The sequence below is a fragment of the Enterococcus timonensis genome (assembly GCF_900104595.1).
In the GTDB taxonomy this organism is placed as follows: Bacteria; Bacillota; Bacilli; order Lactobacillales; family Enterococcaceae; genus Enterococcus_J; species Enterococcus_J timonensis.
The window spans coordinates 510,290-536,201 of the sequence record NZ_FNVY01000003.1 but is presented as its reverse complement, the minus strand read 5'-3'; the positions used below and the strand labels follow the sequence as shown (position 1 = coordinate 536,201).

Genomic DNA, 25,912 nt, shown 5'->3' with positions numbered 1-25,912 from the left:
TTTACTCACCAACATTTTCTTAATAAGTATTTTTCGTGTCGAGAATTTTTTCGTTACCCTTCTTTTTCTTAGAAGAACCAATTCTATTTTTAAGTTCCTGCAAAAATTCTTCTTCATCGATAGGCAAGTCAACCCAACGTTGTTTCCATGCAGATAAATGAATAGCGTTTGAAATACTCAATCCATAGATTCCGTCACTTGCTGGTGCTAGCAACGGCTCATCAAACAAAATATTATTCACAAAGTTTTGGACAACTTTCCGATGCCCCGTTGTTCCATCAAATAGTACCGGAATTTTTATTTCCCATACCTCTGGTTCTCCAAATCCTCCAGTATAGGTGTCATTCCATTCGGTTTCATCTATAACAGTTCTCCAAAATTTCAATTGATCATTTTCAATCACAATCTTTCCTTGAGAACCTACAATTTCAAATCGATTGGTTCCTGGCGTCTCTGTCGTTGTTGTAACAAAAATTCCAGTAGCGCCATTTTTATATTCAGCATAAGCTGTAACTTCAGTTTCAACCTCAACATTTCTTCGCTTGCCAAAATAAGCGAATCCCATTACTCTAGTTGGCATTCCACAAATCCACTGCCATAAATCTAGCTGATGAGGATCTTGATTCAATAAAACTCCTCCGCCTTCACCAGCCCAAGTTGCTCGCCAGTTGCTGGAATCATAATAGCTTTGAGAACGATACCAGTTTGTAATGATCCAATTTGTTCTGCGCAATTCACCAAGCTGTCCTGCTTCAACTAATTCTTTTGCTTTTTGGTATGTCGGATTCATCCGCTGATTATACATGAGTGAAAATGTTAATTCGGGATTCCGATTAGACTCTTCAATCATTTCTCTAACATTTTTTGTAAACACTCCAGCTGGTTTCTCGATAAGGACATGTTTTCCAGCTTTCAGGGCCTCAATTGCAAGTATCGGATGATCGTAATGCGGTGTTGAAATAATCACTGCATCAATTTCTGGATTGGTCAGAAGCTTCTCTGCTGAAGAATAAAAGATATATTGAGCTCCAAATTTATTCTTTGCAATTTCTAATTTTTTTGGATTAGTATCACAAAATGCCACTATTTCAGCATGCTCTATTTTGTGCTCAGAAAGATAACTAGCATGTAAAGATCCTATATTTCCAACGCCAATAATCGCTATTCGAACTTTGCCCATTACTTCCACTCCTGACCCATCTTTTCTACTAGTATTTTTCTTAAAGCATTACTAGCTACGTTGAAGAGCGCTTCTCCATCGCTATTATCCTCTTCAACTAATGAATTTTCTTGTTCAAGATTTATAAAACCATCAAACATAGAAAGATGTGGTTCCAGAGAAGCAAAACCTCTAAATTTTTTGTCGACTAGGGCTTGTAATACATTCTGAACTTGACCATCGCCTAGACCAGCTGGTGTAACCTTATGATCAGAAAAATTAGCATCTTTAATGTGCATATATTCAATATCATCTTTTAATAAATTAAATGCATGGGGATATACCTCAACGTCACATTGAACAAAATTTGCCGGATCAAATGCAATTTTTACCTGCTTATCATTTAGTTTTTCTATTAGAACAGCACATCTTTCAGGTGTATCTCCGAAAATATCTTTTTCATTTTCATGTAATAAGGTGATATCCGGATAATCTTTTGCGACAGATAAAAATTGCTTCCACCGATTAATTACTTCATCTTGATATTCATTCGGATTATCATCATGATTTAGATAGAAACTAAACATCCGTATATATGGACTTTGAAAAATTGTGGCAATATCTAAAGTGTGTTTAAATTTTTCTAGATGTTCATGAAAGGGATCTTTAATATTTATTTTCCCAATAGGAGAACCAATGCTCGAAACTTTAATTCCATTTATATTTAACTTTTTTTGGTACCTTTTGGCCTCTGATAAAGTAAAGTCACTCACATTTTTTCCATCAATTCCACGAATCTCAATATGCGAAATATTATTTATTCGTAAAACGCGAATCTGCTCCTCAATATCATTGCTGATTTCGTCAGCAAAACCAGTAATTACAAAATTATTCATTTTTCACCTCATATACAATAATAGAAAAACACGTTAGATTTTAATTACTAATTAGGATTTATCTGTTACAAATTGAATAACTTTTTCATATTCAACTCCTGCTAGAGCTACGATACCGATTCCGTGAGCATCATTTAGAAGCCATCCTAAACTTTTATAATAATCTCTAGAAAACGAAAAACCAGAACCACGACAAACACCATATAAGTTCCCATTTTTATCAATACAATAAGTAATTAGCCCTTTCCAAGCCCGCTGAATTGCCTTTGTACTTATTTCAATTAATTCTTCATCTAAATAACCATTACGAATTCCACGAGACAACGCACAAATAAACATTGCTGAACATGAGCTTTCCGAATAAGTAGTCTCATCATCTATAATTTGATGCCACAATCCTTTTTCGTCTTGTTGAGCAAGCAGCCCTGTCACAAGTTGATTGTAAAATTTAACAAGTTTTGGTCGTTCTACGTGGTCCTCTGGTAGTTTATTCAGTAGTTCCGATAGAGAAAAAATTACCCAACCGTTTCCTCGACTCCAAGGGATGTTATTTGCCTTTTTAAACCGGGTGTCAAAGATATGGCTCATTATCTGTTTTTCTTCTAAAAAAAATCGTTCTTTGAAAAAATAAAATTGCTTAATCGCATCGTTTAAATACTGCTCATTTCTTGTTAGTTCCCAGTATCTAACAAGAAACGGTGTACTCATATATAAATCATCAACCCACATTGTTTCATTACTGCGATAGAAGGCACCATCTGGTTGTCGTAAAACACCTGCTTCCATAAAATCTGCAATTCTCTCCGCAATTAAAATCGCCGATTCATTTTTTTGATAATTTAAACTTTCTAGCATTAGATTTCCAAATGAACCACAGTCATCCAATTCATCTAGCCAATAAAACTGTGTGTTGATTATTGTGTAGTTATATTTCTCTTTGTCCCATTGCCCATATTGATCGTAGTCTGTAATTTGTTTAACCGAAGCAAGTGCATATTCTTTCCAACTTACTTCGTCAAAGAAATCACTAGCCTCTAAAAGCCCATACAATGTAACACCCATCCAATAAGTCCAATGAGCAAAAAGTGGAGCATTCCTTGCAAGACGAATATAAGCCCCTTTTATAGGTACTCTCCAATAAATTTTTTCTCTATCCGGACTTAGCTGAATTGTTTTAAAGTCGGTGACGAAATTTTCAGAAGAAGACACTGGCCCGCAATATAGCCAATTATTTTCTATATTGGATGGTCCACTTATTTTTGCCAAATCTTCACTCAAGGCAGTTCCCTTGTATATTAAGTCTAACCAACCATCATTATGAGTTATCTGAATAGCTTTTTCATTTAAAATCTGAGTTCCATCATTAAAGTATAGCTTTCCGTTTCCACGATAAGTTAGTACTTGATTAGCATCTGTTATTGCAATTTTAACTAAATAGGTCTCCTCTGCTTTAGAGCTAATCTCTTCTTTCTCCTCTATCCAAGAAGGTTCTACAAAATTTTCCAAAGATAGATTTCCAGAAAATTCGCTACAGTTAAAGCCCAACATGGGTAGGAAATAGTCTGCATTACGATAGAAATGTGTCGGATCCCATTGAGGCTTATCACTTCGTATACTAAATCCAAATCCTAATGGTGTTTTCTCAGTTATAATTACAAGCTGATTCCAACCTTTTTTCAACAAAATTGGAATCGCATTTTCAGTGCGGCAATTTTCTTGGGATGGATTTGAGACAAATACCTGAACTTTATCAACAAAAACAGTAGTCGGACCATAGCATTCTAAAATTAATGTCGCTTCCCTATCATTTTCTGCTGTCCAGTTAGTGTAGGCAGCGACCTTTTTACCTACTTCCAAGTAATCAAATTCCTTTTCCATAGACACCTTACACCAGCCTTTTCTGTTGTAAGGATATTGGTCTGGAAAGTCAACTACAGGATTATAAGGAATTTCTGGATTAGAGCCTATAAATCTTTGAATCAACGACTTGAGAATAGGCTTTGTTTGAGAGTTATAGTTATATTGAGCACTGTTTGCCGGATTAAAATACATGAAAATTCTCCTTTTATCTATTTTACTTTTTTTAAACCAATACGATATATTATTCCCCACAAAATTGAATTTCCTAAAATGATATTAATACCTTGAATATAATATCCAATGATCACCCATACCATTAAGATAATGAAAAGTAAGACTGTAGAGAAAATATACCGCCAACTGATGTAGGTTGCTTTTTTTATCATTTTTTTCCATCCAATTGTTTCTTGATTACAAATTATGATCGCATATACACCTGCGATTGCTAAGAACATAAAAGTAATATATAGAATTGGAGTTATTATCTTTAGATCCATTAGAAATATTAAAATGTAACTATCAAATAAGTAAAAGGAAGTAATAATTGTAATGGTCAAACTCACTTTAACTCTTTTCCAAAATTCATTATTAATTAAAAAAAAGAAATATTCTTTGATTGTTACATCATCCGTTTCATAAAAATGAAACAACGCCATGACATTTGGAATCATCAATAGAAAGGCAATAATGAAAAAAAATGAAGTCTCAGTCGAAAAGGTAATAAAAGTATTTACAATTGTCCATGGTAGAGAAAAAACAGTCATAAAAATACTAAGTTTAACCATACGATAAATAGCATAATTTGCTTCCTGAATTGTCTTTGGAGCGACTAAATTCTTTAAATTTTTAAACATTATTCTTATCCTTTCAATCCACCTGTAGACATCCCATCAATAAACTGTTTTGATGCAGAGAAGAATAAAATAATTGAAGGTAATAATGAAATTACAGACATAGCAATAATTTGATTCCAGTTAAACCCACCACTCGTCGTGTCCATAGCCATTTTTAAAGCAACAGAGACTGGGAATTTTTCTACGCTGGAAATATAAATTAGTGGACCCATAAAATCATTCATACTTCCCATAAATTCTAACAACCCGATAGTGACAAGTGCTGGTTTAACAATCGGTAATAAAATTCGAAATAAAAATTGAAGGGAAGTACACCCATCCATCATAGCTGCTTCATCATAATCACGTGGTATACCTCGCATAAATTGTACTAACATAAAAATGTTAAATGCACTTTGAGCAAATAATGTTCCCGCAATTAAAGGGACATACGTATCTAAAAAACCTAAATTGCGCCACATTAGATACATTGGAATTGTTTTTACTACACCTGGAAGAAACATTGTTGCAATCATGGCTGAAAAAAGTATCTTCTTGAATGGAAAATTAAATCTAGCAAATCCATATGACACAAAGACGGTTGAAATTAGAGTGAAAATAACTTTTGGGACAACAATTTCAAAAGTGTTAATGAAATAAGTTGTGAATGTAAATTCCGTTCCCGTTTCCCAACCTTTAATATATGGCGTAAAGTCAAAAGAACTTGGCCAAAAACCAATTGAGCTAAAAATTTCCGCATTAGTTTTGAAAGTTGCGCCAATCATCCAAATAATTGGATACAACATTATTAAAGCAACTACCATTAGAATTACATATCTAATAATTGCTCCAATTCTAATTGGGGTTTTATGATGCAAATGCTCTACAGATTTTTCAGCAGCTACCTTGTTATTCATCATAATTTTCACTCCTCATCTACATAATAAACCCATTTTTTCTGGCTCAAGAAAATAATACCCGTAAATATCATGATAACCACGAAAAGAATCCACGACATTGCACTTGCATACCCCATCCGGAAAAATTTAAAGGAGTAATTATAGATCATTAAGGACGTAAATTGTGTTGCTTTGAGTGGTCCACCACCTGTAATTAAATATGCACTATTAAACTCTTGAAATGCCCCCACCATTCCCATTACTAGGTTAAAAAATAGTGATGGGGTAATTAACGGTAAGGTAATCTTAAAGAATTGAGTGATTTTTTTTGCACCATCTATTTCAGATGCTTCATACAGTTCTACCGGAATATTTTGTAACGCGGCTAAGAAAATAATCATAGATGACCCAAATTGCCAAACCCTTAGTGATGAGACCACAATCATCGCCAAGTTAGGATCAGACATCCAAGGCAGTGAATTAATTCCAAAGAATCCAAGCGTTTGATTAATCAAACCATCACCAGTAAATAAAAATTTCCAGATAACAGAGATTGCCACATTTCCTCCTAAGATTGAAGGAATATAATAAGCAGTTCTAAAAAAATTAATCCCTTTAATTTTAAAATTCAATATAACAGCAATCAATAAAGCAAAAACTAAAGATGCTGGAACAGTTAGTAAAGCATATTTAAACGTTGCAACTAAAGAATTTAAAAATTCTTTGTCCTGGAATAATTCTTTGTAATTATCTAAACCTATAATACGAGGTGCTTGAATCATAGTGAAATCTGTAAAACTAATATACAGTGAGTTTAAAAAAGGATACACGGTAAAAATAATAAAACCAACTATCCAAGGTGATATATAAAGCAATCCTGTCCATTTATTTTTGCCCATTGTCCTCACCTCCTTATTATTTTTCTATTGTGCTCTTAACTTGCTCCACTGCAGATGTCATCCCATCAATTACATTTTGGGCAGCTTCTTTAGCTGTTATTTTCCCATAGGAAAATTCATCAAACGCATCATTATAGGGTTGCATTACTTTACTCATCTCAGTGTACTTACCGAAGTTTATTCCTTTGACATTTTGTACGTAGTCATTAACATCTTTATCTATTCCAGTAATTTGTCCATCTTGATCTAAAATATCGAACGCTTTTTGATTTGAAGGAACTCCACGAACCAGCCCCATCGCCTTAACACCTTCTGGTTCATTTAACAGGAAATTTAGCAATTTTGTCGCAGCTTCTTTATTTTTAGTGTGTTTTGAAATCGAAAATAGCATAGATGGCTTTGTCATGACTGCCTGTTCGCCACCGTCTGTTAATGTTGGAAATCCGGTTAAGATAAGTTCCTTCCCTGCTTCCTCGAGATTCTTAAATTCACCTGATACTTGTGACGACCACGTTGACAAAGTACCATATTCCCCATCTAACCACTTCTTAGAAGGTGCTCCTGGATTCGCATCAGCTTGTTCTTTTGTTTCTTGAATTGTCGGAATAACCTTGTCGTCGGTCATTTTTTGAAGCCAATCAAAAGCATCAATTAACGTTTCTTTATCGTATTGAAAAGCTCCATCTTCTGATAGGATAGATTTACCAGTTTTTTGTTGCATATAAACTAGTAAAGCGTATGTGTCAATACGAGCAGGAAACGATCCATCCTCAAACTCATCCGCTATTTCTAAATATCCATCCCAAGTGGTCGGAATTTCAATGCCTCTTTCGTCAAATCCTGTTTTATTTACCACCCATGCCCGTGCATTTTCACTAAATGGAACTGCTACTTGAAAACCATTTACTTTTCCAGATTCTAATATAGAATCATCATAACCTGATAGATCTAAACCTTCTAATTTACTTAGGTCTGAAAATCCTTCTCCATCAGGGGAGTATTGGGCTAACCAATCATAGTTAACCTGCATAACATCTGCCTCAGTTTGTCCAGTAATTTGCGTAGCCATTTTTTGTTCTATACCATCCCAACCACTGTATTCTGCTTTAACCTTAATATCGGGATTTTCTTTTTCAAAAGCCTTGATCGCAGCTAACGTAGCTTCATGGCGATCATCAGCTCCCCACCAACTAATTCTAACCGTAGTTTTACCATCCGCGGAGCTGTCAGAGTTGTTGCCACATGCGGCTAGGACCGTAGACCCTAATAAAACTACTCCTACAAATGTAACTATTTTACGCAACTTCATTTCATTTTCCTCCTTAATATAGGTACACTTTTTTATACACCCTTACTGAACAAACAAATAATATCATTTAAAGAAATCCTTTTCAACATTAAATTAAACCGTTTTCTATTTTCAACTATTTCAACAACCGTATCATTATCAAGCCTGATAGAAAACTAAATTAGTTGCTATTTTAGTGAACTATATTGATAATTTTTTCAAAAAGTGTAAAATAGATTCTAATAAAACCGTTTACGAAAGGAAAATTTAAAATGTATATTAAGTTGGACGAACAAGGTATCAATACACTTAAAACGTTAGCCTCAGATACCAGAATAGAAATTATAAAAAAACTATCTCTCATGCCCGCTTCTGTCACTGAAATTGCTAAGGAATTAAAACTTAGCAAATCTATAGTTTCAAGACATATGCGAATGCTTGAAGACTCGAAATTGATAAAATTACAAGAATCTGAAGATAGTATGGATAATAGAATAAAAAGATTTCATTTAGTGGTTGATCATATTGAAATCGATGTTCCACAAAAAATCCATTTACCATATAAAGAATTAGAAACTGAAATCAAATTAGGATACTACTCTGACTTTTTAGCTACCCCTACCTGTGGATTGGCAAGTTCTGACGAAATAATTGGTGATTTAGATGATCCAAGATCTTTTGTGTCTGATGATCGTATAAGAGCATCCTTGCTTTGGTTTTCTGATGGTTTTGTTGAATATATTATTCCTAATCATCTTCCACAAGGTGCTCATATAGAATTACTAGAATTATCCTTAGAACTTTCCTCTGAGTTTCCAGAATCAAATGACAATTGGCCAAGTGATATTTCATTTTTTATTAATGATATTGATTTAGGATTTTGGACTGCTCCTGGAAATTTTTCAGATGTTCGTGGTAGTTTAACTCCAAATTGGTGGGCTAGTGAGTACAGTCAGTATGGGATATTAAAGCACATAAGAGTTACAAATAAGGACACCGGAATTGATGGAAAAAAAATCTCTAGTACTACTTTAGATGATTTAAACTTAAATTTATCACCTTTTATCAAAGTTAAGATTGGGATAAATGAAAATGCAAAAAATAAGGGTGGTTTGACAATTTTTGGTAAAGATTTTGGAAATCATGTTCAAAATGCTATTCTCAAATTATTTTATTCTTAACCTCGTTTATTAAGTTGTATTAATAATTCCAGATATCCATATTGTGGCCATTAATAAGAGCCCATATTTCTTGACCTGACAAAAAAATGGTTCTTCTCGATTTTCTTAAAGTCGTTGGTTATGGAGTCGAGTTCAACGTTATAAATAGTAATGTTTTAGAATTATTTTAATTTCAAACACACTGTTTATGGGTACGTCCAGTAGTATATTGAACGTTTAAATAGAAATAAAAAAAAGGAGTAGATTTCTCTGCTCCTCAAAAGGTAGACCTATAGTTTTTGATGTTCAGTATGATTACTAATTTATCTAAAGCTGTTCATTTTCTATTTAATCCAGCTAAAAATTATTTTAGAACAACTAACTTTACTTCATCAAATCCAGCGGCGTTAATTGATTCATCCCAATCATGGGATCAATGGACCAGAGATTTTCTGGAGTCAAACGAAAATTCTGAGAAGAAATGTCCTCTGGTAAGGTGTCACTGTCCTGATCGATAATCGGTGTTTCAACTTTTTCAACTGGTTTTAGTTTTATTGTTGCGTCGGTTTTGCTGGCGGTTGTTTCTTCGGGTTGTTGCGTTGTATTTCCTGCAACTTGATAACTTGTTTCTTTTTCTTCAACTAGATGACCGACTAATTCGCCTTTTTCGTACATTTCTAATTCGAGGCGAATTTCTTGTTTTAAGTCGCCTTGTAATTTTTCTACTAAGGTGGTGGCCCGGCTGGCGGATAAATTCTTGACGCATGCTTGAAAGGCACTTTCCTCACCTAACAAAATCAATAAATTTTTGCTGCGGGTGACGGCCGTATACAATAAATTGCGTTGCAGCATGCGGGAATATTGATGGACCATGGGCAAAATCACCATTTCAAATTCGCTACCTTGGGATTTATGAATCGAGGTGCAGTAAGCTAAAGTAATTTTATTCCACTCGTTGCGTTTGTAAGTTACCTCAGTGGCGTCAAATTCAATCGTTAACTCATCAACTTTGTCTTCTGTGTCTTTGGCCAGCTGCAGTCCGACAATTTGGCCTAAGTCGCCATTAAAAACATTTTGTTCATTGTCGTTCACTAGTTGTAACACTTTATCGCCAATCCGAAAAATACCATCATTAAAATGAACTTCTTTTTTTCGCTTATCGGCATTTCCATTGAAAATTTCTTGCAGCTGGCGATTCAACACATTTATTCCAGCTGGACCTTTATACATTGGCGCCAAAACTTGAATATCCATATATGAAAAATTTTTATTTTTCGCTTTTTCGGCAATTTGACCAATCAGTGATTCGATTTGATTGGCGTGGGCGGGAAAATAAGAACGATCTCGCTGATTTTTCGTGAAGTCTTCTGGCAGGCGGCCTTCTTTGATTTCATGAGCTAAAGAAATAATTGAAGAACCATCTTCTTGTCGATAAATTTTTTTCAATTCGGCTTTAGGAATTTTTTCTGCTTGCAATAAATCGTGCAACACTTGGCCTGGTCCGACTGAAGGCAATTGATCTTTGTCCCCTACAAAAATCACTTGCATATTATCGGGAATTGATTTTAAAAGCGTATTGGCAAGCCATGTGTCCACCATGGACATTTCATCGACAATCAATAAGCCCCCTTCTAATTCTCGGGCTGTGTTGACTGAACTTTTTTCGCGGCCGGTTAGACCTAATAACCGATGAATAGTGGCCGCTGGTAACTCGGTGGTTTCATTCAATCGTTTGGCCGCTCGACCAGTGGGCGCCCCTAATAAAATGGGAAAAATTGCATCTGTGTAATCATTTAAATCTAGCGATAGTCCATTAAGTTCGGCAAATAAACTGACGATGCCTTTGACGATTGTTGTTTTTCCGGTGCCGGGTCCCCCTGTTAAAACAAAAAGTGGACTAGTGATGGCTTGTTCAATCGCATTTTTTTGGGAAGCATCGTAAGTAATACTTAAAAATTTTTCACAGGCGGCAAAACTTTTTTTCATTTCATCGGCGGGATAATGGATTTTTTTTCGGCGAGCTAACAGTCGTTCAATAGAACTGGTGATGCCCCATTCTGCAAAATACAGCGAGTTTTCAAAAATTTTCAAGCCTTCTCGTTGTAATTTGCCCTCTTCTTCTAATTGCAATAACATTTCTGCTACAAATTTGGGCGCAATTGCAATTGGCCGCGCTTTTTCTAGTAATTGCAAAGTTTGAACTAGTAAGGGCTTGGCCTCAATATAAGTGTCCCCTGTGTTCAGAGAATTTTCCAGCAGACAATGAAGGAGGCAAGCTTTAATTCGTTGCGGACTATCAGCCGGAATACCCAAATTTTCCGCCAAATTATCAGCGCGAGTAAAGCCAATTCCTTCCACATCTTCCACTAGCGCATAAGGATTTTCTTTCACCGTTTCTAAAGCTTCATTTTCATAGACGCGATAAATGGCAAAGGCCAGTTGCGTACCAAAACCTAGCGCCGTTAAGCCCATAATTTGTTGTTCCATGCCGAGATTTTCTTTTAAAGTGGAAATTAACATCTGGCGTTTTTTTTCGTTCAAGCTAGGAATTTTTTTTAGCGCTTCTGGGTCGGCTAAAATTTTATCTAGCGCATCCACGCCAAATTCAGTGACGATTTTTTCAGCGGTAATTTTACCGATCCCAGGAAATTTATCCGAAGCTAAATATTGAATCATCCCACTAGCGGTCGTTGGCCGCTCTTTTTGATAACTTTCTGCTTGAAATTGCAGCCCGTAACGAGGATGATCCACCGTATTTCCTACAAAACGATACGTTTCTTCTTCTTGCGTTTGACCAAAACTTCCAGTGACAACAATTTCTGGCTCTGGTAAATCCAAATCTGTTTCAGTCACGCGAACTAAAAGAACTTTATAAAAATTTCCTGGGTTCTCAAAAAACACCGCCACAATTGTGCCGGTGATAAAGTGTTGTTGGTTATTAAATAAGTTCATCTCCTGAGGCATGGACTCGCTCCTCTTTTAAAAAGCTGACGTCATTATAAGTAACTAAGTGAAATGGCAGCTGTTTATTTTCCGTAACTAATTGACTCAAAGAATTATTATTTATTCCGCCCCGTTTGCGTAAATCCGCAAGTTTTTCACCGGCCATTGCATTAATGGCCGCCGTCAACGTTGCTCCGTGACTGACAAATAAAATCGGCGCATCAACAGGTGTTTCGGCGATTACATTTACGACAAAGTTTTCAACGCGTCTGACCACTTGGCTAAATGTTTCGCCTTTATAAGCTGACGGATCGTATTTTTCAGGAAAGGCCCGCAAGCAATCTAATTGCTGGGGATAATTTTTTTGCATTTCAGGAATCATTTGTCCTTCTAAATCGCCTAAATTCATTTCTTTTAAAGCGTCAGTTTCGATAATTTCTACTGGATTGGCCAACTCTTGATTAATAAGTTCAGCGGTAGTTTTGGCGCGAAGTTGTGGCGAGGTATAAATTTTTTGGAAAGGAATTTCTTTGATACGTTGGCCCAATAAGGTGATTTCTTCGTAACTTTCTGGTAAAAGTGGCGAGTCACCATTTGACCCTTGAAAACGCAACTCTTTATTCCATTCTGTCCGTCCGTGGCGCGTAAAATATAAATCCATTTTCTAAATTTCGACCCCTTTTGCTGCTTAATCTATTGATTTAAATTTTTAATCGATTTTATCGTTAGCATAATGATGTTTCAGTTCAAGATTGGGAAAATTTTGTTGGCGTAATGCTTCATAAATTAAAATAGCTGCCGTATTTGACAAATTCAACGCCCGAACATGAGTGTCATCCATGGGAATACGCAAACATTTTTCAGCATTTTCCCGCATAAATTCTTCCGGCAAACCAGTTGTTTCTTTGCCGAACATGAAAAAATGATCTTCATCCGTCGTAAAATTTTCTTGTGTGTAAGATTTATTGGCAAACTTAGAAATCAAATACAACTTGCGATTTCCTAAATACTCCATAAAGGCTGGCAAACTTTCATGATAGACAATTTCCACTGCGTCCCAATAATCAAGGCCCGCTCTTTTCAGATGTTTGTCATCCACTGAAAAACCTAGTGGCTCAATTAAATGTAACGTTGTGTCTGTTGCCGCACAAGTTCGGGAAATATTTCCGGTATTGGCTGGAATTAAAGGTTCATATAAAACGATATGATTTTTCATTTTTATCTCCTTAAAATAAAAAAACGTAGTAACTCGGTGTTATCACGGCGAGTTTCTACGTTAGTGAAAGTTTTTTCACTAACTTTTATCAGCACAGGAGTCTGATAAAAATCACCGAAAAACACTATGGAAATACTATACCACCGCACTACTCATTTGACAAGTAAGAAATTCCTCATTTTCAAAAAAAAGCGACTATAACTGACATATTGCCACTGTCACGTCAACTGTAATTGTACTAAAAGGCTTTTGGAACAACTCCGCCAACTGTTTTTCATCTGCTGACCAAGACAAAGGCGTCATCTTCACAAGATCTGAGAATGTGAAATTTGACGTCGGTAACGTATAGGTCAAATTTTTTTCTTGTAAAATATTAACGGTTTCCCGCAATTTTTTTAAGACCGGGGCGTTGGAATAAGTCGCCTTCTCTCCAGTGTACAGTGCTTGGCGCAATTCTTTTAAATAAAATTGATTGGGAATCACTTTAATAAGCTGTCCACCGGGTTTTAAAACCCGAGCAAATTCATGATAATTTGACGGCGAAAAGATATTTAAAATCGTCCCAAACTGTTGATTAGAAAAAGGCAAATGGGTTAAATCGGCCACACAAAAGAAAGTATTAGCTGTTGTTTGTTCCGTCGCTAAATAAATTCCTTCTTTAGAAATATCAAACCCAATTTTAGCGGCACTGATATTTTTTCCGAGAATTTCTAAAAAACTCCCCTCACCACAGCCGACATCTAAAACCGGCGCGTCAGGTATCATCATTTGAGCAATTTCTGAAAGTAGCGGTTCATACAAACCTTGTTGAATAATATTTTTTCGGTGTAAAAACATTTCTTTCGTATATTCAGTAGTCATCTTTTTTTCCAAAAAAAAGAGCGTTCCTTTTTTACTTAAAGTAAAGGAGTGGTGATTTTGGCAAATTAATTCTTGTCCGTGGACATCCATTTTTGTTAAACATTTGGGACAAGCAAATAATTGATGATTTTTCACTAAAAATTGTTGGGCAACGTCGATTTTTTTTAACATAAGCTCCTCCATTTGTCTTTTATTCTACCATAAGATTGAAGAAAATCTGTGCTACAATATAGAAAATCGAAAGAAAAACAGGAGGAAGATTATGCTAAAAGAATTTTGCGCTGAAAATTTTACTAATATCCCGGCGGCCATTTCCGCTGGTGCTAAGCGAATTGAGTTATGTGATAATTTGTATGTCGGAGGAACGACGGTTTCTATTGGCGTTTTAGAAGCTACCGTTGAGTATGCCCATGAGAAAAACATTCCCGTCAATGCTATTATTCGCCCGCGGGGTGGAAATTTTATTTATAACGATACGGAACTGCGAATGATGACCACCGATGTCTTGGAATTTAAAAAATCAGAAGTTGACGGCATTGTCGTTGGCATGTTGACCGAAGACAATACGCTTGATTATGAAGGACTATCGACTATTTTTGATTTAGCTGAAGGTTTGTCCATTACTTTTCATATGGCCTTTGATGAATTATCTTTAAGCGATCAATTTAAAGCGATCGATTGGTTAGCTGAAAATGGTGTGGAGCGGATTTTAACTCACGGTGGACCTGCTGGCACAAATATTTTAGACAATTTAGCCCATCTGAAAGAATTAATTGCTTATGCGAAAGATCGTCTGATTATTTTACCTGGCGGTGGCGTAACTAGTGAAAATGCCGATAAAATTGCTAGTCAACTGAACGTCAAAGAACTTCACGGCACAAAAATCGTTTCTTTTTAAAAAATTTTTGAATCCTCAATTGCAATAAAAGCTCATGATTTAATCGAAAAGATTAAACATGAGCTTTTTTTTACTATTTTATTCGGAAACTTCTACGGCATCGGCTAAAGTTACCGGATTTTTTTGCAATTTAAAAATAAATAGACTGCCTAAAAAACCCACCAGTGTTGGCAAGACCCAACCAAGTCCGAGACTGGCTAAAGGTAAATAATGTTGATACCAATGAATTAAAGGTGCTACTAGTGTTGAATCGGAAATTATCGCAGGTGTGGCCGTTAACATATCCATTACTGCTGGCAAAACGGTAAAAGCAATCGTTGTTTTATAAACTAGCGGGCTCCGTTGATTCCATTTACTAGTTAGAGCCAATAAAATTAAAGCTAAGCTCAATGGATAAAGCAACATTAAAATCGGTAAAGAGTAAGCAATAATTTGGTCGAGTCCTAAGTTAGCGACTAAAAATGAAATAAAAGTCGTTAGCCGTAACCAATTTAAATAGCTGACTTTTGGAAATAATTTGTGGAAATCTTGAGCAAAAGAAACGACTAAGCCTACCGCAGTAGTGAAAACTGCCAAAGTAACTAAGACGCCTAAAAAAACCGTCCCAAAGCGACTAAAATAAAAACCAACAATTTGACTTAAGGCCGTTCCACCGTTTGATGAAAGATCAAATTTTGCTAAGCTTGTTGCCCCCAAAATAATTAAAACAAAATAAATTAAAGCAGCCGTTACAACAGCAATAATTCCTGCCTTCAATGTAGTTTTGGCGATTTCTTTTTCTCCAAGTCCTAAATGGCGCACGGCATGGACAAAAGTCACCGATAAGGCCAAAAGTGCCACGGCATCAACCGTATTGTATCCTTCCAAAAAACCATTGACTAAAGAGCCCGTTTCATAAGTGGCACTGGGGGCACTATTTAAAGGCCCAATCGGCATAAATAAAGCGACGACAAAAATAATTGCTAATAATGCAAGAAACGCCACGTTTAAATATTTTCCCACGTAGGTCAATAATCGATGTTGATGGGTCGCAATAAAATAAGCTGCTCCAAAAAAGAGTCCCGAAAATAAAATCATCCCCACCGTTATTACCGAATCTGGTAAAAAAGGTTTGGCCGCCATTTCAAAAGCTGTGGCCGCTGTTCGTGGTGTCCCAAATAATGGTCCAATCGTTAAATGAACCAAAACAAGAAATAAGCCGGCATAAAATTTTCCTACTGGTCGCGCTAAATCTAATAATCCATCAGAACGCGTCACGACAATTGCTAAAATCGCCAGCAAAGGAAAAACCGCCGCCGAAACAATAAAACCTAAACCAGCAGACAGCCAGTTGGTGCCCGCCATTTGTCCAAGATGGACTGGAAAAATTAAATTTCCTGATCCAAAAAACATTCCAAAAACCATTGAACTAACTACTAATAACATTTTCCATGAGAGTTTCTTTCCCATTATCTTTTCCTCCAATTTTTTTTAACATTTTTTTCCTCTTTGTTGCAGGCATTTCATAATCGGATACATTGCCAAAAATCAACTCCTTTAAATGACAAAAAGCGCCCTTTTCCCATCTGGGAAAAGGGCGCTTACGCACGGTACCACCTTTTTTTAGTAGTCAAAAAACTACACTTGTCGCCGACTAACATCAGCTAGCCTATTAACGAAGGCCGACGCTACAGCTAAAAATTCACCGCAGAACTCAGAAATGATTTTCCTTAAACATTTTGCCACCGCGTTTCAGCATCTACGGCTCCCTGTAGACAAGCAGAATAAGTACTCTTTTCTTCAAAGTCATTTATATTTTTTTATATCATAGCAATCTTGTGGGCTTCTGTCAATATATTTTGAAAATTTCTTCAAATGAATTGATTCATAAATAGCGCCGCAATATTAAAGTAAATTAAAACACTCGTTAAATCGGACAGCGTAGTAATAAATGGTCCCGAAGCTACCGCCGGATCAAAGCCTAATCGTTCCATCAACATCGGAATCAAACTGCCGGCAAGATTAGCTACAACAATGGCAAAAAGCATCGCCATGCCCACCACTAATCCAAGCGCAAAATTTTGTTTCCAAATGCCTACCATTAAGAAGACCGTCACACCCGTTACCACGCCGGTAATTAATCCTGTTAAAATTTCTTTTAAAATTAAACCAAAAAAAGTTTTTCCTTCATCGTCACCAATCGCTAAACGTCTAACAGCGACAGCCAAACTTTGCGTGCCAGCATTTCCTGCCGTTCCAGTAATTAAAGAAATAAAAACTGCTAAAATACTCGCTTCAGAGACGAGTTCTTCATAATGAGAAATTAAACTAGCGGTGGACATCCCTAAAAATAAGAGCGTCACTAACCAAGGCAATCGTTTCAATGAGGCCCGCAACGGATTTTCCGAAACAATATCCACATCGACCCCGGCTAAACCGGAGTAATCGCTAGTGGCTTCTTCATCCATCACATCTAAGACATCGTCGACGGTGATAATTCCTAATAAATGATTTTCATAATCCGTTACTGGTAAAGCGAGAAAATCATAATCACGAATAGTTTGGGCGGCTTGTGTTTGTTCATCGCCTACTTCAACGGTAATCACCCGCGTACTCATCACGTCGTACACGAACACATCGTCATCATTAACAATTAAATCCCGCAATGAAATAACGCCGGCCAAATGATTTTCTTCATCCAACACATAAATATAATAAATGGTTTCGGCTTCTTTAGCGGCTACTTTTAAAGCTAACAAAGCGGAACTTACTGTTTGATTGCCGACAATCGAGACAAATTCTGTCGTCATAATAGCGCCGGCCGTTTGATCTTCATAATGAAGTAGTTCTTTCATTTCTCCAGCATCTTGGCGACTCATTAGACTAAGATATTTCGCCATTTGATCAGGCTCTAATTGATCCAATAAATCCACCGCATTATCGATATACATTCCCGATAACATTTCCGCCACGTAAGCCGGACGCATTTCTTTTAAATAAATTGGAATTTGCCGATCATCTTCTTCAATTAAATCAAAAAGATCCGCGACTTCTTGCGGGGACAAAAAATTGTAAAATTCCACTCGCAGTTCTGAATCGATTTGTTGATAAAATTGGGCTTGATCATATAAATGCAAATCAAGAAATTCAGCGCGAAATTGTGTCATATCCGCATTTATTAATAATTTTTTTAATTCTTGAAATTTTTCTTGTAGGTTATTCTCTTCGCTCAAATAAATCCTCCTCCAAGGCCCGGATATCTTCAGGAATGGGGCTAGTAATTGTCATCTCTTTTTTTAAAAAAGGATGATAAAAAGTAATTTTCGTACAATGAAGTGCTTGGCGTGAAATTTTTTCAGTCGGACCATCATATAAATCATCGCCAAATAATGGACAGCCTAAATAAGCAAAATGAACCCGAATTTGGTGGGTTCGTCCTGTATGTAGTTGGACTTCCACTTCACAAGATGCTTGATTTTTTTGTCGTAGCCAATATTCCGTTCGGGCCTGCTTGCCGCTAGGATCGACTTGGCGTTTCATTAAAGATGATGGTACGCGAGCAATCGGAGCGTCAATTTCGCCATGATCGGCTATTTTTTTTAAATCGCCAGAAACGATCGCTAAATATTTTTTAGAAATTTTCGGACCCGATTCCAGCAACGCATGGGCAAAGCCATGTTTGGCAAATAACATCACGCCGCTCGTATCGCGATCTAAGCGGGTGACAATATGAATCACTTGGTTTTCATAATTTTGACTAACGTAATAATATTTCACCCGATTAGCCATTGTCTCATTAGGATGATATTGCGCCGGGATAGAAGCCACGCCAGCTGGTTTATCAACAATTAAAAAATGTTCGTCTTCAAATAAAATCGGAAAATCTTTCGGACAGGCCGCCACTGTTTCATGAAGGAGCTCGGCTGGAATGTGGACGACTATTTTATCGCCGGCACTAATTAAATAGCGCACCGTTTGTTCTTGATGGTTAACCAAAATTTTACCGTCTTGAAATTTTATTTTGGCTAATAATTTTTTTGAAATCCCTTGTCCTTTTAAAAATTCTCGCAAATATTTCGGATGCTTGTCGCCGACTTGATATAAAAATTCCATTAGACTTCTCCGATAAAAGCATCTTTCACCCGCGTAAAAAATGGTAAGTGGCGCGTGGCCACAAATTGAATTTTTTCAGCCGCCAAACGATACGTTATTTTTTCAATATCGCGATTTCCCATCGCCAATTGATCGACGGATAAATGATAATCATCGGCGGAATCAGGAATGATCGTTACCCAATCATTTTCGGCAATCACCATCGAAGAACCTAATGTGCGAAAGACGATATTATTTAACGAAGCAATTTCCGTCAGCTGAAATGCTGGTAATTCCGGATGCAAAATCGCCCCGCCGATACTTTTATTGTAAGCTGTGGATCCAGTAGGCGTGGAAACGACTAAGCCGTCTCCTCTAAAATGTTCAAAAAGTCGATCATTAATTAAGACATCGGCCACCATTGTTTTTCCGACGCGCCGAATGACCGATTCATTTAAAGCTAAAAAATGACCGCTATTTTCTTTATCACGATAATGAACGACAACATCTAACAACGGATATTGAATGGACGGCATGCTTGTGCCATTTTTTTTCAAACTTTCCACCATATCTACTAATTCATAATCGCGCCAGTCAGTATAAAATCCAAGATGCCCGGTATGAATGCCGAGAAATTGCACTTCATTTAAGCGATGATTAAAACGATGAAACGCCGACAAGAGCGTCCCGTCACCGCCAACAGAAATCACCACTTCCGGATGATCCGCATCAATTTCAATTTGATGACTTGCTAAACATTCCATCAGTTCTGGTAAAATCTTTAAGGTTTTTTCTTCTTGATTATGGACAATCGCAACTTTAATGTTTTTCACCTTCTTCATGATCTTCATGGTCGTGCTCTTCGTCTTCTTGATTGCGCCAGTCGGCACTTGATTTGCCGTGGGAAAATAAATGCTGCGCTTCTTGAATATCTTCGCGAATGCTAGACATTTCTTCGTCTAATTGATAAGCAGCTTCCGCCGAGCGCTTTAAACGTTCTTGTAATTCTTCAGGGAAATCCCCTTGATATTTATAGTTTAAACTATGTTCAATCGTTGCCCAAAAATTCATCGCTAAGGTCCGGATTTGAATTTCAGCGAGAATTTTTTTCTCACCGGTAATCATTTCAACGGGAAATTCCACCACCAAATGATACGAGCGATAGCCGCTTGGCTTTTGATTATTAATATAATCCCGTTCAATAATCACTTTTAAATCATTACGGGCCCGCAAAAGATCAATCACTTCATAAATATCTTCTACAAACTGGCACATAATTCTAAGTCCGGCAATATCTTGCATCTCTTCTTCCAAATTATCAATAGAAATATGGCGCATTTTGGCCTTTTGCAAAATACTTTCCACCGGCTTGACTCGTCCTGTCACAAATTCAATCGGGGTATGTAAGTTTTTTTCTTTATATTGTTTGCGAATGCCCCGCAGTTTTACTTTTAATTCCCGCACAGCTAGATCATAAGGTACTAAAAATGTTTCCCAATCTTTTTCCATTTGGCATCCCTCTATCCTGTGTTTTTCCTGATTTTTACACCTTTTCTAGTTTAACATAAATGCGCGCTTTTTGACTCTTGTTACACTAAGCTAGCAAAAAAAAATTCGAAAAATAAAATTTTCCTTGACGAATCCCCTTTTTTTTAGAACAATAGAAACAAGTGTGTTAAAGGAGAAATTATGGAAAGTCTAGAAATTGAATTCAAAACGCTTTTAACAAAGCAAAATTATGAAAAATTGCAGCAAGATTTACAATTACCAGCACAAGAGGCGGTTTGGCAAAAAAATTATTATTTCGATACTTACAAAACCCATTTAAAACATCGCCATTGTTCTTTGCGTTTACGAGAATTTACTAATAGCGGAGAATTGACTTTAAAAGTCCCACAGTCCTCTGGTAAATTAGAAATTACCGATCTTTTAACTTCTGAACAAGTCGCCCAAATTGCGAGCGGGAAATTTTTAAAACAAGGCGCTGTAGCTGATAAATTAGCGGAATTTCGGATTCATCCGGCAAAATTATCAGTCTTTGGCCAGTTAGAAACGTGGCGCAATGAATTACTTTTACCGATTGGCTTGTTGGCATTGGATCGCTCGGTCTATTATGGCTTTACCGATTATGAATTAGAATTAGAAGTGGAAAATGAAGCGCAAGGAGCGAAAGATTTTGCGGAATTTTTAAAAAAATATCAAATTCCCGACACCAAAGCGAAAAGTAAAATTCAGCGAATGCTCTTTGGAAAAAATTTTCCTGGCGCTAAAAATTCATAGGATAAGACAAAATATTTCAAATTCGTCCTCATTTCTGATAGATTATGAGTGTGAGTGATCAGGATAATTGGGGGAACATTGATGATAGAAATTTATTTATTCGTCAATCCGTTGGGCGTCGAGTGCTTCCAAGCGGAACGACAAATCCTTCGCTTAGTTGAAGCGGAGAGTCAAAAAAAAATTCAGTTTCGCTTTGTGCCGTTCGTTAATATGCACGTGGTGGACCGTTTTATGAAAATTTATAACTTGCCAAAAGGTGATTTGGCCTTGCGGAATGAAATTTTTCAAACTTTTTACAATGCTGCACTAGATTATAAAACACTGCAATTACAAGGCAAGAAAAAAGGCCGCTCGTTTTTATTACAGTTGCAAAAATTATGTGGCATCGAAAAATTAGCTTATGAACCAAAATTGGTAGATCAATTGGTTACTGCCGCCGGTGGTGATTTGGAAGAATTTCACCATGATCGGTCCAGTCGGTTGGTTAAAGAAGCTTTTTTAACTGATCAACAAATTGCCCATGATATGTCTATTGTCCAAACGCCTTCTGTTGTAGTTTACAATTACGCTTCCGGGCGCGACTTCGGTGTTTTATTAACTGGCGATGTTTGTAAAGAATTTTCAGCGATTGCTCGGTTATGCAATACTGAACAAGAAGAGCTGCGGGAAAATTTGGCAAATGGCCATCAACGACTTAAAAAAAATCATCTTCATCTCGTTTAATTTTATAAAAAAATAAAAATCGCTAATGAATTTTCATTCATCAGCGATTTTTTTGTGTTTTTTTTTAAGAAAATGTTTTAAGCAAATAAGGTTGCCACTTGTTCTTTATCAAGTTTTTCCGTGTAATAAGCTGCTTGGGCTTTAAATAAATTAGCATACATCCCCGCTTGATTCATTAACTCTTGATGGTTGCCACTTTCAATTATTTCGCCGTGGTCGAACACGACAATTTTATCGGCAAATTTGGTGGAACTCATCCGGTGAGAAATGTAAATGGACGTTTTATCCGCTACCAGTTGATCAAACCGGCGATACACTTCAAATTCTGAAAAAGGATCTAACGCTGAAGTTGGCTCGTCCAAAACAACGAAAGGCGCATCCCGATACCAAGCGCGGGCAATCGCAATTTTTTGCGCTTCGCCACCTGAAACATCAATCCCGTCTTCATCAATATTTTTGTAAAGAGTCGTCTCGATCCCTTTTGGAAAAGTCGCCACTTTATCTTGAATGCCGGCAATATATAATGCTTGATTGACCCGCTCGTTATTGGGTGTGTGACTGGCAGCGACATTTTCAGCGACACTAAAGGCAAATAATTTAAAATCTTGAAAAACAACGGCTAATAATTGTTGATATTCTGTGACATCGTATTTTTCAATTTCGATGCCGTTTAAAGTAATTTTTCCTTCCGTCACAGGATACAGGCGAGTTAATAGTTTTACTAACGTACTTTTCCCAGAACCATTGCGACCGACGATTGCTAATTTTTCGCCGATTTTTAATTTCAAATCCACATGCCGCAGACTCCATTCGTCGCTTCCTGGATATTGAAAAGAGACATCGTGAAATTCGATTTGATATTGGTTGTCGTCTCTTTTTTCTACGGGTAAAGTGCCGGTTTCTAAAGGCTTTAAATGCAAAAAGTCAAAATAATAAGCTAAAATTTCGACCTTGCCATTCATTCCAGCAAGCGAGGTAAATAATTGCGTTAAAGCGCCGGTCATTGTCAAAAAATATCCCGCATACAATAAAACTGACCCTACGCCAATTGCCCCATAATACGCTTTTAAAAAAACTAATAAATACACGGCGGCATTTAAAATACTGGCCAAAATGCTAGTGAAACTTTGCAATTTTCCTTCCGCATATGCTTGTTTTTGAAAAATATTTTCAGAAGCTTTTTGGAATTTTTTATAGCGGCCAACCATCGTCAGACCTGCTTGATATAAACGTAAGACGGGTCCATTTTCATAATTAATAAAAAGATTGAGCAAATAATTCGCTTGATTATTAATCTGAACCGTTTCTTCAAAAGAATTTTTTTCAATTTCCACTCGTTTAGTGGCGATTTTAATATTTAAGATAATCGGGACAAAAATCACTACTAATAACAGAAAAACAAACCAGATAGAATTACTCCATAAACCTGTTGGATCGGTCGTTTTAAAATATTGCAGTTGCCCTAATGAAATGATTCCAATGATTAAGGCAATCACCCCTTGCAGTAAGGCTGACATGCCGTTATCTAATAAGCTAGTAAAACCCCCACTATATTGCATGGAGTCTTGCGCCCGTTGATAATTTTCACGAATTTCAGCATCTTGCAGCTGATAATAAGGAATGCTTAATAATTTCAACGTGCCTTCTGCTTGTAATTTCAATTCAAATTCTTCATTGACAATTTCTGAGCGATTGGTGAGCCAGCTGTGTAACAGCGTAACTAAAAAAATGGCGCCTAAGAAAATGCCTGTTTGCGTTAATAAATTTTGCGCACTGAGGCCTGTTACTAATCCATTGACAATAATTGCCGACAACCAGAGGGCGAGATACGGCAATAAAATGGTCGTTAAGTCGAGGAAAAAGCCATAAACAAAAACTGATTTTTGAATCCGCCAAATAAGTTGAATAATCTTTTGATAATTAGGCCAAAGTTTTTTCATTTTCAGCGCCCTCCTTTTGATAATAATAACTTTGCACGTGATACATCTTAGCGTAAGCTCCATTTTTTTCTAGCAGCGCTTCGTGGGTGCCGACTTCTTTTAACTGGGCTTGTTCCATAAAGAAAATCCGATCACAAAAACGAGTCGATGCTAAGCGATGAGAAACAAAAATTGAAGTCTTTTGGTGAGCTAATTGATTGTAAGCTTCATATAATTCTTTTTCGGCCAGCGCATCTAAAGCGGCGGTTGGTTCATCTAAAATTAAAAGCGGCGCATCTTTATAAAGCGCGCGAGCTAACATTAATTTTTGTTCTTCGCCGCCTGAAAGTTCTATGCCATCTGCGTCTAAATAATGGGTCATAGGTGTATCGAAACCTTGTGGCAGTTGGGCAATTTTTTGATCCAAATGGCTATCTTTTAAAGCTTGTTCTACTTTTTTCACATCATACGTTTCCCCTAAAGAAATATTTTGCCCGACACTTAAAGCAAATACTAAAGCCTCTTGAAAAACCGGCGCAATTAGCGCTAAATAATAATCGTGATCCATGGTGGTAATATCTTGTCCGTTAATTAAAATTCTGCCGCTCGTTGGTTCCAAAAGTCCGGCAATTAATTTTACAATGGTGGATTTCCCAGCCCCATTTGCACCGACTAAGGCAATTTTTTCACCAGCCGCAATAGTGAAGCTGACATTTTCCACCGAATAAGTATCGCTTTGGGGATATTTAAAACTCACCGTCTCAAAAGTTAAAGAAATTTTTTCTGATGGGTCAATTTTCCCGTGTCTATTTTCATAAGGCAGCAAACTATCTGAAGCCTCTTGGTACCATTTGCGCAAATCCGTATTGTATTGATTGGCCCGGTCAAGCGTCATGCTGGCAGTCACTAAGTTGCTAATTAATTTGGCAAATTGATTCATAAAACCAAAGTACAGCGTAAATTGCGCAATCGTTAGCGTGCCGGCAGTAGCAGCAATAATTAATAAAGTGTAACCTAGCGCATTTTGCAATAAATTCATAGTCGCTTCTACACCACGTTGCAAGATGTTGCGTTGACCAGCTTCTTTTTGAATATTAATTTGTCCGTCAACATTTTGCGCAAGTAATTTTTGATACCAGCCCGTCATTTGATATAAACGCATATCTTTCCCATTTTCAATTTTATAAGCATTGTCTTTTAAATAGCGCATCTTTAAATAAAAGGCCATCAGTTTTTCGCGGATTTTAATAAAAGTTTGATTAAAATGAAGATTAACAAAAAAGGTTACTGCTCCACTGGCTAAAATCACCACTAAAATCCAAGGATTAAAAACTGTTAAACTGGTCAGGAAAATAATAAGACTCAAAACATTTTTCACTATTACATAGCTTTGATCAATATAACTTTCCATGCCGGAAGTATTTCCTAAAAAGAAAGCATTTTGAAATCCTTTTTCCAACGTTGTCCGAGTTTTGACACTTTCTAATTTTTCAAAAGGAATTTCCACCAGTTGAGCGTTGGCTTTACCCATTTCATCCAAACGAATGCCCATTTTAGGAACAGCGGCGTAAATTGTCCAAATTAGACTTTCACCCATTTGTGCCAAATTCAAAAAAAGAGCTACTAAAGCAATTTTAAGTAATGCTTGCCCCAGCGGCAAATGATCCACCACACTTGAGACAATAATGGCTGGTAAATAAGCCGTTAAAATAAGAGCTGCCGTATTTAAAATAACGCCCAAAAACATATAAACAAAAAGTATTGTCTTTTGTTTAACGACAATCTTAAAGTACCAAATAAAATTATTCCATAAACTAAATTTCATCATCCTCACCTCACTATTTAATATACACGCAATTTTCAAAAAAAAAGCACTTTTGCACGAACGGTCGAATTTTCAACCCGAAATGTAAAAAAAGGTTGTGTTGGGGCTGGTCAGCAGTGTAGAAAATTAGGAAAATGGTGCATGCGTGTGAAACGCGCAGAAAGTATTTTCTCTATTTTCCT

23 protein-coding genes and 1 other annotated feature are annotated in these 25,912 nt (G+C 36.6%); of the genes, 4 read left to right on the top strand and 19 right to left on the bottom strand.

Annotated features, from left to right (window positions below):
- Nucleotides 1-19 precede the first annotated feature (19 nt).
- The 7 genes from BQ5341_RS04350 to BQ5341_RS04320 are packed head-to-tail and all read right to left on the bottom strand — an operon-like array spanning nt 20 to nt 7,855.
- The gene (locus BQ5341_RS04350) at nt 20-1,180 is read right to left on the bottom strand and encodes a Gfo/Idh/MocA family protein (protein WP_071130804.1); all 1,161 of its coding nucleotides are present in this window, start codon (nt 1,178-1,180) and stop codon (nt 20-22) included.
- Entirely contained in the window at nt 1,180-2,055 is an 876-nt protein-coding gene (locus BQ5341_RS04345) for a sugar phosphate isomerase/epimerase family protein (RefSeq protein ID WP_071130803.1), read from the bottom strand. The genes BQ5341_RS04350 and BQ5341_RS04345 overlap by 1 nt, the downstream gene beginning before the upstream one ends.
- 51 nt (nt 2,056-2,106) lie before the next feature.
- A complete protein-coding gene (locus BQ5341_RS04340; RefSeq protein WP_071130802.1) occupies nt 2,107-4,107 on the bottom strand; it encodes a glycoside hydrolase family 88/105 protein in 2,001 nt (666 codons plus the stop codon).
- Between the two features lie 17 nt (nt 4,108-4,124).
- Entirely contained in the window at nt 4,125-4,769 is a 645-nt protein-coding gene (locus tag BQ5341_RS04335; RefSeq protein ID WP_071130801.1) for a hypothetical protein, read from the bottom strand.
- 5 nt (nt 4,770-4,774) lie between these two features.
- Nucleotides 4,775-5,665: a carbohydrate ABC transporter permease gene (locus tag BQ5341_RS04330; RefSeq protein ID WP_071130869.1), complete on the bottom strand. Its 891-nt coding sequence runs from the start codon at nt 5,663-5,665 to the stop codon at nt 4,775-4,777.
- 8 nt (nt 5,666-5,673) lie between these two features.
- Nucleotides 5,674-6,546, bottom strand: a complete 873-nt coding sequence (locus BQ5341_RS04325; RefSeq protein WP_071130800.1) for a carbohydrate ABC transporter permease — start codon at nt 6,544-6,546, stop codon at nt 5,674-5,676.
- A gap of 16 nt (nt 6,547-6,562) precedes the next feature.
- Nucleotides 6,563-7,855: an ABC transporter substrate-binding protein gene (locus BQ5341_RS04320; RefSeq protein WP_071130799.1), complete on the bottom strand. Its 1,293-nt coding sequence runs from the start codon at nt 7,853-7,855 to the stop codon at nt 6,563-6,565.
- Nucleotides 7,856-8,106: 251 nt separating this feature from the next.
- On the opposite strand from BQ5341_RS04320, the gene BQ5341_RS04315 reads away from it, so the two are divergent.
- Nucleotides 8,107-9,015, top strand: a complete 909-nt coding sequence (locus tag BQ5341_RS04315; protein WP_071130798.1) for an ArsR/SmtB family transcription factor — start codon at nt 8,107-8,109, stop codon at nt 9,013-9,015.
- A gap of 363 nt (nt 9,016-9,378) precedes the next feature.
- Here the strand turns inward: BQ5341_RS04315 and recD2 are convergent, their stop codons facing one another.
- From recD2 to BQ5341_RS04295, 4 genes are all read right to left on the bottom strand, one after another.
- A complete protein-coding gene (gene recD2, locus BQ5341_RS04310; RefSeq protein WP_235836367.1) occupies nt 9,379-11,958 on the bottom strand; it encodes an SF1B family DNA helicase RecD2 in 2,580 nt (859 codons plus the stop codon).
- Complete coding sequence (locus tag BQ5341_RS04305; protein WP_071130797.1) at nt 11,933-12,598, bottom strand: histidine phosphatase family protein; 666 nt, start codon at nt 12,596-12,598, stop codon at nt 11,933-11,935. Before BQ5341_RS04305 ends, recD2 begins: the two co-directional genes overlap by 26 nt.
- A gap of 48 nt (nt 12,599-12,646) precedes the next feature.
- Nucleotides 12,647-13,153 carry a tRNA (uridine(34)/cytosine(34)/5-carboxymethylaminomethyluridine(34)-2'-O)-methyltransferase TrmL gene (trmL, locus tag BQ5341_RS04300; RefSeq protein ID WP_071130796.1) on the bottom strand — a complete coding sequence of 169 codons (507 nt, stop codon included), beginning with the start codon at nt 13,151-13,153 and terminating at the stop codon, nt 12,647-12,649.
- A gap of 195 nt (nt 13,154-13,348) precedes the next feature.
- Complete coding sequence (locus tag BQ5341_RS04295) at nt 13,349-14,185, bottom strand: methyltransferase domain-containing protein (protein WP_071130795.1); 837 nt, start codon at nt 14,183-14,185, stop codon at nt 13,349-13,351.
- Between the two features lie 91 nt (nt 14,186-14,276).
- Here BQ5341_RS04295 and BQ5341_RS04290 point away from each other — a divergent pair, with 91 nt between their 5' ends.
- Nucleotides 14,277-14,912, top strand: a complete 636-nt coding sequence (locus BQ5341_RS04290) for a copper homeostasis protein CutC (RefSeq protein WP_071130794.1) — start codon at nt 14,277-14,279, stop codon at nt 14,910-14,912.
- 78 nt (nt 14,913-14,990) lie between these two features.
- Here the strand turns inward: BQ5341_RS04290 and brnQ are convergent, their stop codons facing one another.
- The 6 genes from brnQ to yjbM all read right to left on the bottom strand — a co-directional run bounded on the left by brnQ (nt 14,991) and on the right by yjbM (nt 20,492).
- Nucleotides 14,991-16,361, bottom strand: a complete 1,371-nt coding sequence (brnQ, locus tag BQ5341_RS04285) for a branched-chain amino acid transport system II carrier protein (protein WP_071130793.1) — start codon at nt 16,359-16,361, stop codon at nt 14,991-14,993.
- A complete protein-coding gene (locus tag BQ5341_RS10395; RefSeq protein ID WP_071130792.1) occupies nt 16,321-16,500 on the bottom strand; it encodes a hypothetical protein in 180 nt (59 codons plus the stop codon). Before BQ5341_RS10395 ends, brnQ begins: the two co-directional genes overlap by 41 nt.
- Nucleotides 16,482-16,704 (bottom strand) — a binding site (T-box leader). Its footprint overlaps the gene before it by 19 nt.
- 58 nt (nt 16,705-16,762) lie before the next feature.
- Nucleotides 16,763-18,124 (bottom strand): magnesium transporter, encoded by a 1,362-nt coding sequence (mgtE, locus tag BQ5341_RS04275; RefSeq protein WP_071130791.1) that lies wholly within the window; start codon nt 18,122-18,124, stop codon nt 16,763-16,765.
- Nucleotides 18,108-19,004, bottom strand: coding sequence for an RluA family pseudouridine synthase (locus BQ5341_RS04270; protein ID WP_071130790.1), 897 nt, complete (start codon nt 19,002-19,004; stop codon nt 18,108-18,110). Before BQ5341_RS04270 ends, mgtE begins: the two co-directional genes overlap by 17 nt.
- A complete protein-coding gene (locus BQ5341_RS04265; protein ID WP_071130867.1) occupies nt 19,004-19,807 on the bottom strand; it encodes an NAD kinase in 804 nt (267 codons plus the stop codon). The genes BQ5341_RS04270 and BQ5341_RS04265 overlap by 1 nt, the downstream gene beginning before the upstream one ends.
- Nucleotides 19,803-20,492, bottom strand: a complete 690-nt coding sequence (yjbM, locus tag BQ5341_RS04260) for a GTP diphosphokinase (protein ID WP_071130789.1) — start codon at nt 20,490-20,492, stop codon at nt 19,803-19,805. Before yjbM ends, BQ5341_RS04265 begins: the two co-directional genes overlap by 5 nt.
- Nucleotides 20,493-20,672: 180 nt before the next feature.
- On the opposite strand from yjbM, the gene BQ5341_RS04255 reads away from it, so the two are divergent.
- Nucleotides 20,673-21,263 (top strand): CYTH domain-containing protein, encoded by a 591-nt coding sequence (locus BQ5341_RS04255; protein WP_071130788.1) that lies wholly within the window; start codon nt 20,673-20,675, stop codon nt 21,261-21,263.
- Between the two features lie 81 nt (nt 21,264-21,344).
- Nucleotides 21,345-21,986, top strand: coding sequence for a DsbA family protein (locus BQ5341_RS04250; RefSeq protein WP_071130787.1), 642 nt, complete (start codon nt 21,345-21,347; stop codon nt 21,984-21,986).
- A gap of 77 nt (nt 21,987-22,063) precedes the next feature.
- Here BQ5341_RS04250 and BQ5341_RS10390 read toward each other — a convergent pair whose 3' ends face one another.
- Nucleotides 22,064-23,926: an ABC transporter ATP-binding protein gene (locus tag BQ5341_RS10390; RefSeq protein WP_071130786.1), complete on the bottom strand. Its 1,863-nt coding sequence runs from the start codon at nt 23,924-23,926 to the stop codon at nt 22,064-22,066.
- Complete coding sequence (locus tag BQ5341_RS04240) at nt 23,907-25,733, bottom strand: ABC transporter ATP-binding protein (protein ID WP_083378588.1); 1,827 nt, start codon at nt 25,731-25,733, stop codon at nt 23,907-23,909. The genes BQ5341_RS10390 and BQ5341_RS04240 overlap by 20 nt, the downstream gene beginning before the upstream one ends.
- Nucleotides 25,734-25,912 lie beyond the last annotated feature (179 nt).

Excerpts from the sequence above, each read along its gene's own strand:
- BQ5341_RS10390 (WP_071130786.1), bottom strand. The coding sequence starts at position 23,926 with ATGAAAAAACTTTGGCCTAATTATCAAAAGATTATTCAACTTATTTGG.
- BQ5341_RS04250 (WP_071130787.1), top strand. The coding sequence starts at position 21,345 with ATGATAGAAATTTATTTATTCGTCAATCCGTTGGGCGTCGAGTGCTTC.
- BQ5341_RS04345 (WP_071130803.1), bottom strand. The coding sequence starts at position 2,055 with ATGAATAATTTTGTAATTACTGGTTTTGCTGACGAAATCAGCAATGAT.
- BQ5341_RS04255 (WP_071130788.1), top strand. The coding sequence starts at position 20,673 with ATGGAAAGTCTAGAAATTGAATTCAAAACGCTTTTAACAAAGCAAAAT.
- BQ5341_RS04295 (WP_071130795.1), bottom strand. The coding sequence starts at position 14,185 with ATGTTAAAAAAAATCGACGTTGCCCAACAATTTTTAGTGAAAAATCAT.
- BQ5341_RS04240 (WP_083378588.1), bottom strand. The coding sequence starts at position 25,733 with ATGATGAAATTTAGTTTATGGAATAATTTTATTTGGTACTTTAAGATT.
- brnQ (WP_071130793.1), bottom strand. The coding sequence starts at position 16,361 with ATGGGAAAGAAACTCTCATGGAAAATGTTATTAGTAGTTAGTTCAATG.
- recD2 (WP_235836367.1), bottom strand. The coding sequence starts at position 11,958 with ATGCCTCAGGAGATGAACTTATTTAATAACCAACAACACTTTATCACC.
- BQ5341_RS04340 (WP_071130802.1), bottom strand. The coding sequence starts at position 4,107 with ATGTATTTTAATCCGGCAAACAGTGCTCAATATAACTATAACTCTCAA.
- trmL (WP_071130796.1), bottom strand. The coding sequence starts at position 13,153 with ATGAAAAATCATATCGTTTTATATGAACCTTTAATTCCAGCCAATACC.
- yjbM (WP_071130789.1), bottom strand. The coding sequence starts at position 20,492 with ATGGAAAAAGATTGGGAAACATTTTTAGTACCTTATGATCTAGCTGTG.
- BQ5341_RS04330 (WP_071130869.1), bottom strand. The coding sequence starts at position 5,665 with ATGAATAACAAGGTAGCTGCTGAAAAATCTGTAGAGCATTTGCATCAT.
- BQ5341_RS04315 (WP_071130798.1), top strand. The coding sequence starts at position 8,107 with ATGTATATTAAGTTGGACGAACAAGGTATCAATACACTTAAAACGTTA.
- BQ5341_RS04335 (WP_071130801.1), bottom strand. The coding sequence starts at position 4,769 with ATGTTTAAAAATTTAAAGAATTTAGTCGCTCCAAAGACAATTCAGGAA.
- BQ5341_RS04350 (WP_071130804.1), bottom strand. The coding sequence starts at position 1,180 with ATGGGCAAAGTTCGAATAGCGATTATTGGCGTTGGAAATATAGGATCT.
- BQ5341_RS04325 (WP_071130800.1), bottom strand. The coding sequence starts at position 6,546 with ATGGGCAAAAATAAATGGACAGGATTGCTTTATATATCACCTTGGATA.
- BQ5341_RS04305 (WP_071130797.1), bottom strand. The coding sequence starts at position 12,598 with ATGGATTTATATTTTACGCGCCACGGACGGACAGAATGGAATAAAGAG.
- BQ5341_RS04320 (WP_071130799.1), bottom strand. The coding sequence starts at position 7,855 with ATGAAGTTGCGTAAAATAGTTACATTTGTAGGAGTAGTTTTATTAGGG.
- BQ5341_RS04270 (WP_071130790.1), bottom strand. The coding sequence starts at position 19,004 with ATGGAATTTTTATATCAAGTCGGCGACAAGCATCCGAAATATTTGCGA.
- BQ5341_RS04290 (WP_071130794.1), top strand. The coding sequence starts at position 14,277 with ATGCTAAAAGAATTTTGCGCTGAAAATTTTACTAATATCCCGGCGGCC.